The following is a 9,187-nucleotide window of genomic DNA, read 5'->3' as shown; positions in this document are numbered from 1 at the left end:
GGGAGGGGTTTCGTCTGTGCCGATCCGTCGGGGGCGCCAGCCACTCCTTCGTGGCGCTTCGCTGCGCGCTATTCGCTGAGCGAGGTCTACCAGTTCCGCTATATCGTGGAAAGCTATGCGGCTGAGCTCGCGGCGCTCACCCACACCGAACAGGAGATCGCCGACCTCAAGGAGTGTACGGCGGCGTTTCGCAAAGCGGCTCGCGAGAACAATCTTGTCGCCTATGCGCAGGCAGACTTCGACTTTCACAACCTGATCATGCGCATTTCACGCAACAAGCTTCTGGTCGACATGCACCAGACTTTTGCAAGCGTGCTCCTGGAGAGCCAGCGGCTGCCTACCGAGCGCCGGGGGAACCTGCTGATAGCCGTGCAGGAACATGACCGCCTCCTGGAAGCGATCGCGATGGGTGATCCCGATGGAGCGAATTATTACATGCGCAAGCATATCAGCATGGCCGGAAGCCGGGCCGGTCTTCCACCTTCACAACTGCCGTAGACGACCCTCGGCGGAGGACATCGTGCCGCCGATGGTGTCTCAAGGCGTCATCGAACAGCCACGGTTTCGTCAACCCTCGCGGCATCGAGCAAATGTGGCGTGACCGGTTTTGATTGGGTCTACGAGAATTACGACTTCGCCGCGTTCCCGCCGACCATCCATCCAGCGATATCGGGCGAGCCGCATATGTTGAAGATGCATGAGGCCTCTACGGCCACATGAAGGGCTTCGACGGCGTGAAGTTTGTCAAAATCGAAGAGATCGCGGCGGATTTTGCCGAGCGCTACCCGCGTGACGCCACGCCCGCAATCCCGAGCCGGTGTTGCGGTGCCGGCCGTTGCAGGAGTGCCTGGGTCATCCCGGCATGAATAAGAATATATGGTCAGACCGGTAAAATCGGTTTGACTGTGTTGACCCTTGGCCGTTTGAGCGATCAGGCCCCGATTCTTGGCCGATTTTCGTTTGGAAACGGCGCGGCCTGCATATGATCTGCCGTCGAATTGCCGGACACGTTCGGTCAGACCAAAATACACCGCGTCTTCAAGTTTTTCGCGATTGTCACGACCGGAAAGGCATGGTAGCTGCAATGTTGGTCAGACCAAAATGAAGATGACCAGGGAGGAGGCGGAATGAAGGATAGCGCCCATAACGTCCTCGATTTCCGGTCTGTGTCCAAGCGTTATGGCGCCACGGTCGCGCTCAACGACGTCTCCTTCGAACTCCATTCGGGTGAAGTGTGTGGTCTGCTCGGCGAAAATGGTGCCGGCAAATCAACCCTTGTCAAAATCTTGAGCGGCGTGGTCATGCCCGATACCGGTTCGATCGAATTGCGCGGTGCCCTGTTCAAGCCAAAGGGAATCGTCGATGCGCGCGCCGCCGGCATTGCCACGGCCTTCCAGGAATTAAGCCTCATCCCGACATTGTCGGTGGCTGCGAACCTGTTCCTGCCGCGGCCGGCGCTCAATCGCCTGGGACTGGTCTCGGCGCGTAGTCTGGAGAGGGACGCGGCCGCCATTCTTGAAAGCCACGGCGTCACCGATATCGCGCCTGGCCGGCTGGTAGAGGAACTGCCTCTCGGCATGCGTCAGAAGGTAGAGATCGTAAGGGCGTTGCGGCACCGTCCGGCCGTGCTCGTTTTGGACGAGGCAACGGCTGCGCTGTCTGACCGCGAATGGCTGTTCAAGCTGGTCGACGACGTCGTGGGTAAGGGCACGTCCGTGCTCTACATCAGTCACAAGCTCGATGAAATCCGCCGCCTTTGTCAGCGCTGCGTCATCCTGCGCAACGGCCGCAAGGTGCTGGAAAGCGAAGTCGCAGCGATGAGCGACGAGACTATCTTCACCAGCATGGCCGGGCGGTCCGTTGTTGAAATCTCGGAAAAAACGTCCTCGGCAGTGCGTGCGGACGCAGCGGCTGCCCTGGAAGTCAGCCACTTGCGCGGTCCGGGGGTGGAGGATGTAAGTTTTTCGCTCGCTCCCGGCGAAATCCTTGGTGTCGCAGGCCTGGAGGGGCATGGCCAGTCCAGCCTCTTCAAGGCCCTGGTAGGCCTGTCGACTGTGCGCGAAGGGACGATCTCGATCGAAGGCAAGGCAGCATCGGTGCGCTCGCCCCGCGCAGCGCGACGGCTGGGCATGGTGCTGGTGCCGGAAGAACGCAAATCCGAAGGCCTCTTCCACGACCTCACGACGCAGGCCAATATCTCGCTGCCCGTCATCGACAGGGCAAGCCGGTTCCATCTTATCAAGGGGTCGGCGGAGCGCCGGCTGGTGGAGCAGGTGACGCCGGCTGTCAGCCTTGCCGATCGCTTCCTGCCGCTTGGCATCAATGCCTTGTCCGGCGGCAACCAGCAGAAGGCCGTTCTGGCGAGAGCGCTGATGGCAGGTGCTCGATGCCTGCTGTTGTTCGACCCGACGCGCGGCGTTGATGTCGGCGCAAAGCGCAACATCTATGCCATGATGCGCGGCTTCGTGCGCGACGGGGGGGCAATCCTCTTCTATTCGACCGAACTGGACGAACTCGTTCAGCTCTGCGACCGCTGCCTTGTGCTTTACCGCAATTCAGTGGCGGGCGAGTTAGGCCACGAACAGCTCTCTCAGGACCGCATCCTTTCCTTAGCTTCCGGCTATCGCAACGGATTGCGCCAATCCGCCGCGCGGGAGGCTTAGCGATGGCAAGTGAAACGGTTCGCGGTCGCAGAGGGCTACTGGGCAACGGCGCCGTTGCAGCCATCGGTCTATTGATCGTGATGTTCGCGGTCTACGCCGCGCACGAACCGTCTGCGTTGTCGCTCTTCGGTATCAGCAATCTGCTCAATAATGCGATCGTGCTTTCGCTTGCCGCTACGGGCCTCACCCTCGTGGTGCTGTGCGGCGAACTTGACCTTTCAGGCCCGGGTGTGATCGCCATCGCAAATGTGGTCGTTGCGACGACAAGCGCCGGCGAATTGGGGGCTCTCGGCAGTTTCGGACTGGTGTTGCTGGTTGGGCTCGTCGTCGGTGGGCTGAACGGTTTTCTTGTTGCCTATCTCGGCCTTCAGTCACTGGCGGTGACGCTCGGTTCGCTGATCGCCTGCCAGGGCATCGCGCTGCTTATCCTGCCCGCGCCTGGCGGGGAGGTTGTGGAATCGATCGCCTACGGCATGACCGGCGACATTTATCATGTTCCGGTTCCGGCCATCCTGCTGGTGCTGACGCTCATTTTCTGGTTGCTGCTCAAGCGGTCGCGCATGGGCATCGCGATGTACGCCGTTGGCACGGACCAGGCGGCGGCGCGCCTTTCCGGCCTCAATATACGTTTGACCAAGTTGTTCGCCTTCGTGGCGGCCGGACTGTTCTATGCGACGGCCGGTTTCGTCTTCAGCGCAGAGATAGGTTCGGGCGATCCGCGCATCAGCGATTCCTTCCTGCTGTTCGTGTTTGCGGCTGTCGCCATTGGCGGGACATCGCTGTTCGGCGGGCGAGGAGGGGTCGTTGGGACGCTTGCGGGTGCGGGTATCCTGACGGTTCTGCAAAAGATGCTGTTCGCGCTCGGCGTGGCCGACTTCTATACCAACATCTTCAACGGAATCATCATGATCCTCGCGATCCTCTTCGGCCAGGCGTCGGCATATCTGGCGAGCCGTCCCGCGCGGAGGCAAACCTGATGACCGATCGGCAGCTCATCGACAAAGCCGAGGCGTCCGATCTCGATGCCCGTCCTCCGCGGTCCGGCCTGGTCGCATCCGAACTGGTGCCGGCAATAACGGTATTCGCGGCCACGGCTCTCCTGATCATTGGCATGAAGATCGCCAATCCGAATTTCGGATCCTTCGAGCAGCTTACCGCGATCTTGGTCACGGCCATTTTTCTTGTGGTCGCGTCATTCGGCCAGGGCCTCGTCATCCTTCTTGGCGGCATCGACCTTTCACTCGGCGTAGTGATCGGGGTTGGTGGCATGATGGTCGCGGAACTGACACGCGGCAGCAACGATGCGCTTCTTTACGCAATACCGCTCACACTGCTTTGCTGCCTTGGCATTGGCCTCATCAACGGTATCGGCGTCGCCATCGCCAAGATCCCGCCCTTCATCGTCACGCTGGCGTCCGGCATCACCTTCTTCGGTGTCGCGCTGGGTTTCACGGCTGGCAATTCGCAGCAGGCGGTCGCTCCGGCAGTTCAGCAATTCATGAGCTCGCGCTGGCTGGGCGTTCCTTACCCCGTCTACTTCATTGTCATCTTCGCCGCGCTCGCCTGGCTGTTCCAGAACAGGAGCACGGAAGGACGCAAGCTCTATGCGATCGGCTCCAGTCCGGGGGCTGCCCAGGTGCTCGGTCTGCCCATCGCCTCGCTCACCATCACCGTCTATGCGATCAGCGGACTTTGCGCCGGCATCACCGGCATTCTGCTGGCGGGTTATTCGTCAAGCGCCACGCTCGACATGGGCGACGCATTGCTGATGCCCTCCATCGCAGCCGTCGTTATCGGCGGCGCGCGGGTGACGGGAGGGTCCGGCATTTATCTCGGCACGCTCGCCGGCGCCCTTTTCCTCAGCACGCTTTCCACCGTCATCACCACGCTCAGCCTGTCGCAGGGATTCCGCGACCTGGTTCAGGGCGGGATCATCATCATCGCTTTGCTGCTCCAGCGCGGGCGGCTCAACCTGCGAAGCCGCTGACCGGCAGTCGCAAAATGGGAGAAAGACTATGAAAACTTCTCATAGACTGCCTTATGGCCGGGCGGCCATGGCCGTTGCATTGCTTGCTCTGGGGGCTTCCAGCGCGAACGCCCAGGATACCTACAAGGTCTTCCTGAACATGAGCTACAGCGGCAACACCTGGCAGGCAAGCGCGGCCAATGGTATCAAGGCACTGGCCGCGACCCCGCCATACGACAAGCAGGTCGAGTTCAAGACAATCATCTCCGGCACCGACGTGCAGAAGCAGATCTCCGACCTGCAAAGCATGATTGCCGCCGGAGCCAACGCCATCCTGCTCTATCCGCTTTCGCCGACGGCGCTTAACCGGACCATCAAGCAGGCCTGCGACCAGGGTGTCGTGGTGTTCACCTATGACAGCACGGTCACCGAGAAATGCGCGCACAATGTCTCCAACATTACCGCCCGCTACGGCGCCAATACAGCCCAGTGGATGGCCAATCAGATGGGTGGTAAGGGCGAGCTGATCTTCAACCACGGCGTTGCCGGCACAACCGTCACCAAGACCTATGACGAGCAGGCTTACGGTGTGTTCAAGAAATATCCCGACATCAAGATCGTCGGCGACTTCTATGGCAACTGGAACGACGCCACCTCGCAGGAAGAAGTTGCGAAGATCCTCGCCGCGCATCCCAATGTCGACGCCATCTGGACGGTCGACGGCACCTACGGCTCGCTGCAGGCCGTATTGAACAACCGCCCCGGCAAGCTGGTCGTCATTGCCGGCCAGTCCAACAATGGCTACCGCCTGGCCATGGCCGATCCGGCCATGCAGGCCAAGGGCCTGAAGGGTGTCTCATCAAGCGCCGGCCCGGCCGTGGGTGGCTACGCCTTCAAGCTGATGATGGAAGTGCTGACGGGCAAGAAGAAGCTCACGGCCAGCAACGTCGAATATCCGCTGCCCTGGGTCGAGCCTCAGGATGTGAAGGTTTGCCAGGGCGAAAGCTTTGTCGGGGGGTGCAATACCTTCCCGGCCGATAAAGTGCCGCCCCTGTTCATCGACACGTCGCTCAACGGTGATCTGCTTCCCGAACTCAGCCTGAAATCCATCCAGGATGGAACGCCGACGGCTGGCGCCACCATCAAGGATTTGCCGGACGTGACCTATGCCGACAATCTGCCAGGCATCAATTGCGGCCAGTGCGAGCCGACCAAGGACTGGCTGGAGCCGAACAAGGTCAAGCCGATCCCGGCCCCCTGAGTTGCGCCTTGCGATGCGGCCCGGATATCCAGGCCGCATCCATCCGACGATCCCGGCGCGGGCGCCGGTCGAAAGTCAGTCCACCACAAATTCCAACTCTGTGAATTTCGGCATGCCGCTAACACCTCGTGAACGGATCGCGTATCAGGCCATCATCGACCGGCCACCACTGAAGCTCCCCGACGGAATCAGAATGCCGGTATGGCTCATCGTCAATGTCGAACATTGGGATGCACGCCGGCCGATGCCGCGAACGGTACTGCCGCCGCCGATGGGCACGCCGTTGTTGCCCGATATCCCGAACTGGTCCTGGCACGAATACGGGATGCGGGTCGGTTTCTGGCGAATCTATGAGAGCCTGAAATCGAGAAGAATCGTGCCGACCTTGGCCACCAACGGTTCGGTCTGCGAGGTATATCCCAGGGTGGTGCAAGCAGCACATGAGGCGGGCTGGGAATTGATGGGCCATGGATGGCTTCAAGGACCGATGCACAATCTGGAGGATCAGCGCTTGTCGGTGCGCCGCACGATTGAAGCGCTATCGAGGATTTCCGGCAAGGCACCTGTCGGATGGGAAAGCCCTGGCCTGACCGAGACAGCCGATACGGCTGACATCCTTGCCGAAGAGGGCATCCGATATGTCGCTGACTGGGTACTGGACGACCTGCCTTGCGAATTGAAGACGACGGCTGGCCCCCTCGTCACCCTTCCTTACACGGTCGAGATCAACGATGTTGCCATAATGGCCGTCGCCCAGCATTCATCGGCGGAATTGCTCGAGCGCGGCATGCGGCAGTTCGACCGGCTCTACGCGGAAAGTGCCGTATCGCCACGGATCATGTCGATCAGCGTGCATCCATATCTGAGCGGTGTGCCGCATCGGATCGGATATTTGGAACAGCTCCTGGACTACATAGCCTCTCATGCAGGCGCGGTGTTCTGGTCCGGCGAAAGGATTCTCGACTGGTACGTGTCGGCAAGGACAGGCGCTCAAGCTTAAGTCGATGGGCTAGGTCGGCGACGCCCAGCATCTTCGAGATTCGACCGACTGAACTTGAAATGGAGAAATAGAAAGTGAAAACGATAAACATCGATGCAGGTGGATACTGCTTCAAGGCGCGGCTCGAACAGAATCTCGCGCCGAACACCTGTGCGCGTTTTCTTTCTCTTCTGCCGTATAAGGAGCGCATCATTCATGTCCGCTGGAGCGGTGAAGGCTGCTGGATTCCCCTGGGCGACACCGATTTCGGCGTGAGCTTCGAGAACGCGACCAGCTATCCGGCGCCTGGCCAGTTCATTCTCTACCCCGGCGGATTCAGCGAGACGGAGATCCTGCTCGCATATGGCGGCGTGAACTTCGCCAGCAAGATGGGGCAACTTGCGGGAAATCATTTCCTGACAATCACCGAAGGTCAGGAGAATTTGGCCGAACTGGGCAAGAAGGTCCTTTGGCAAGGGGCGCAGAACATCGAGTTCTCTCTCTAGAACCGCTTTGTGGCGAGGCGCGCCTTTCCCAGATTTGGCTTAAAGCGCGCCGCGATCTTTCAGGTTCGTTTCCCGCGCGTTGGGCTTTTTTTATTGCGCGCATGTCTCCCGAAACCGGTTCCCACTTTCGGGAGACATGCTTTATTCTGAGCCGAGAGCCCTGCGCCAGGAGCGTGCGAGCGTGGATTCGTCCATGCCGCGCCCGATCAGGATGATGATGTCGTCCTCCGGCGCCGGGCCAGCCGACGCGTCCTGCGGCGCAGGCAGGATTTCCGGCGGCTGGACCACCTTGCGCACCGACTGCAGCAGGAGACGGCCGTCCAGGCTGGTCACCACCCCTTTCACCCGCACGATGTCGTCGCCGCGCGCGGCAAGCAACGCGGATAGCCACACCGAGAAGCTCGCCCAATCTCCGCCGTCCGAAATGTCCAGGCGATAAGGGCGGATCGGCTCGGCCGCGGCGGCGTTCGTCTCGGGAAGGTCATAAGGTTCGGCATCGGGCAGCGTGGGCAGTTCCAGCGCCACTCCGCGCTCGGCGCCTTCGATCGGCGCGGCTGGGTTGAGACGGCGCAGCGTGGCCATCAGCCGAGCCAATTGCGCGGTCGGGACGCCCCCCGGTTTGGTGACGACGATGCGCTCGGCCGCCTCGACCTGGCGTCGGCCGAGATCCTCCTGCGCAAGCTGGACTGGACCATGCAGCGCATCGACCAGCACGATGACATCCTCGACGATCAGCCGGCGCGCCAGCATCGCGTCCTCGGCAACGGCGCGGGCGATCGCGCCGGGATCGGCGAGCCCGCTGGTCTCGAGCAGGATGCGGCCTATTCCCGGTCCGTCCGAAGCGTCCTGTTCGCCGCAAATGCCGCGCAAGGTCGCGATCAGCGCCTCGCGGCCGTTGCAGCAGGCGCATCCGCCTGCCAGAACCGAAATCCGTTCGGCCTTGCCGAGCAGCAAATTGTCCACCGGCGTCTCGGCGGCCTCGTTGACGATGAGATGCACCGCGCCGAAATGGCGCTCGTGCAAGTGATGGCGCAGCCATGTGCTCTTGCCGGCGCCGAGGAACCCGCCGACGATCGTCAGGGGCAGGCGGCCATCCGGCCGGCGTCGTTCATTCATCGCCAAGCGCACGCGCCGACAGCGGGTCGATCGGTGTCCTGGCCATGCGCGCCGCTTCCGTCCACAGCGCCTCGAGGTCGGGAACCAGGACACGCTCGCCACCCGGCGCCATGAGTTGGAGACCCGGCGTCGCCCCGTCGTCGTAAGCGGTAAGCCGGTAAGGTGCCAGCAGCCTGTTGACGATCGCCAGCCGCGTGAGGCGCAGGCGCAGCCGGCTGCCGGGGCGCACCGCCCCGGCCTCCGTCCAGTGCCCCGGTCGCGACGGGAAACCGCAGGCGCTGCACATCGCTCAAATCACCTCCGGACGCTTGTTGCCCTCGAAAGGATAGCGCTTGCGGAAGTCGTCGGCGATCTCTTCGAAGGTCGCCCATTCGATACCCTCATGGCCGTTGATGTATTCGATCAGGCGTTCGAGCATCAAGAGCACCTGCGGGCGGCCGGAGACGTCGGGATGGATGGTGAAGGCGAACACGCCGTAATCCATCTCGCGATACATCCAGTCGAACTGGTCGCGCCACAGCTCCTCGATATCGCGCGGATTGACGAAGCCGTGGCTGTTCGGCGACTTCTTCATGAACATCATCGGCGGCAGGTCGTCGACATACCAGTTGGCCGCGATGTCGACGAGGTCGATCTCCTTGCCGTGCTTGAGGGGGTGCATCCAGTCCTTGGCCTTCTTGGTGTAGTCGATGACGT

Annotated in this window: 10 protein-coding genes and 1 pseudogene; 7 read left to right on the top strand and 4 right to left on the bottom strand. The window is 61.5% G+C overall.

The window, feature by feature from the left end:
• Positions 1-498 (top strand): FCD domain-containing protein (locus EOD07_RS12340; RefSeq protein ID WP_164772208.1); only part of this gene is annotated, 498 nt, incomplete at its 5' end.
• Between the two features lie 128 nt (positions 499-626).
• On the opposite strand, the gene EOD07_RS37625 is transcribed toward EOD07_RS12340, so the two are convergent.
• A complete protein-coding gene (locus tag EOD07_RS37625) occupies positions 627-1,031 on the bottom strand; it encodes a hypothetical protein (protein ID WP_164772207.1) in 405 nt (134 codons plus the stop codon).
• Positions 1,032-1,127: 96 nt separating this feature from the next.
• Between EOD07_RS37625 and EOD07_RS12330 the strand changes: the two genes are divergently transcribed.
• From EOD07_RS12330 to EOD07_RS12305, 6 genes are all read left to right on the top strand, one after another.
• Entirely contained in the window at positions 1,128-2,663 is a 1,536-nt protein-coding gene (locus EOD07_RS12330) for a sugar ABC transporter ATP-binding protein (protein WP_127235642.1), read from the top strand.
• A gap of 2 nt (positions 2,664-2,665) precedes the next feature.
• Complete coding sequence (locus EOD07_RS12325) at positions 2,666-3,640, top strand: ABC transporter permease (protein WP_127235641.1); 975 nt, start codon at positions 2,666-2,668, stop codon at positions 3,638-3,640.
• The gene (locus tag EOD07_RS12320; RefSeq protein ID WP_082369713.1) at positions 3,640-4,650 is read left to right on the top strand and encodes an ABC transporter permease; all 1,011 of its coding nucleotides are present in this window, start codon (positions 3,640-3,642) and stop codon (positions 4,648-4,650) included. The genes EOD07_RS12325 and EOD07_RS12320 overlap by 1 nt, the downstream gene beginning before the upstream one ends.
• Before the next feature lie 28 nt (positions 4,651-4,678).
• Entirely contained in the window at positions 4,679-5,890 is a 1,212-nt protein-coding gene (locus EOD07_RS12315; protein ID WP_073985668.1) for a sugar ABC transporter substrate-binding protein, read from the top strand.
• A gap of 1 nt (position 5,891) precedes the next feature.
• Entirely contained in the window at positions 5,892-6,890 is a 999-nt protein-coding gene (locus EOD07_RS12310; protein WP_245470080.1) for a polysaccharide deacetylase family protein, read from the top strand.
• 74 nt (positions 6,891-6,964) lie between these two features.
• Positions 6,965-7,375, top strand: a complete 411-nt coding sequence (locus EOD07_RS12305; protein ID WP_127235640.1) for a DUF3830 family protein — start codon at positions 6,965-6,967, stop codon at positions 7,373-7,375.
• 141 nt (positions 7,376-7,516) lie between these two features.
• Here EOD07_RS12305 and EOD07_RS12300 read toward each other — a convergent pair whose 3' ends face one another.
• The 3 genes and pseudogenes from EOD07_RS12300 to EOD07_RS12290 form a co-directional block, all read right to left on the bottom strand.
• Positions 7,517-8,491 (bottom strand): GTP-binding protein, encoded by a 975-nt coding sequence (locus EOD07_RS12300; RefSeq protein ID WP_127235639.1) that lies wholly within the window; start codon positions 8,489-8,491, stop codon positions 7,517-7,519.
• Entirely contained in the window at positions 8,484-8,777 is a 294-nt protein-coding gene (locus tag EOD07_RS12295; RefSeq protein ID WP_127235638.1) for a hypothetical protein, read from the bottom strand. The genes EOD07_RS12300 and EOD07_RS12295 overlap by 8 nt, the downstream gene beginning before the upstream one ends.
• 3 nt (positions 8,778-8,780) lie before the next feature.
• Positions 8,781-9,187, bottom strand: a pseudogene (locus EOD07_RS12290) (polysaccharide deacetylase); the annotation flags it as partial.

It is taken from the genome of Mesorhizobium sp. M2C.T.Ca.TU.002.02.1.1 (assembly GCF_003997225.1).
Note: the sequence above shows the minus strand (reverse complement) of the source record. Positions and strands in the feature narration are given on the sequence as shown.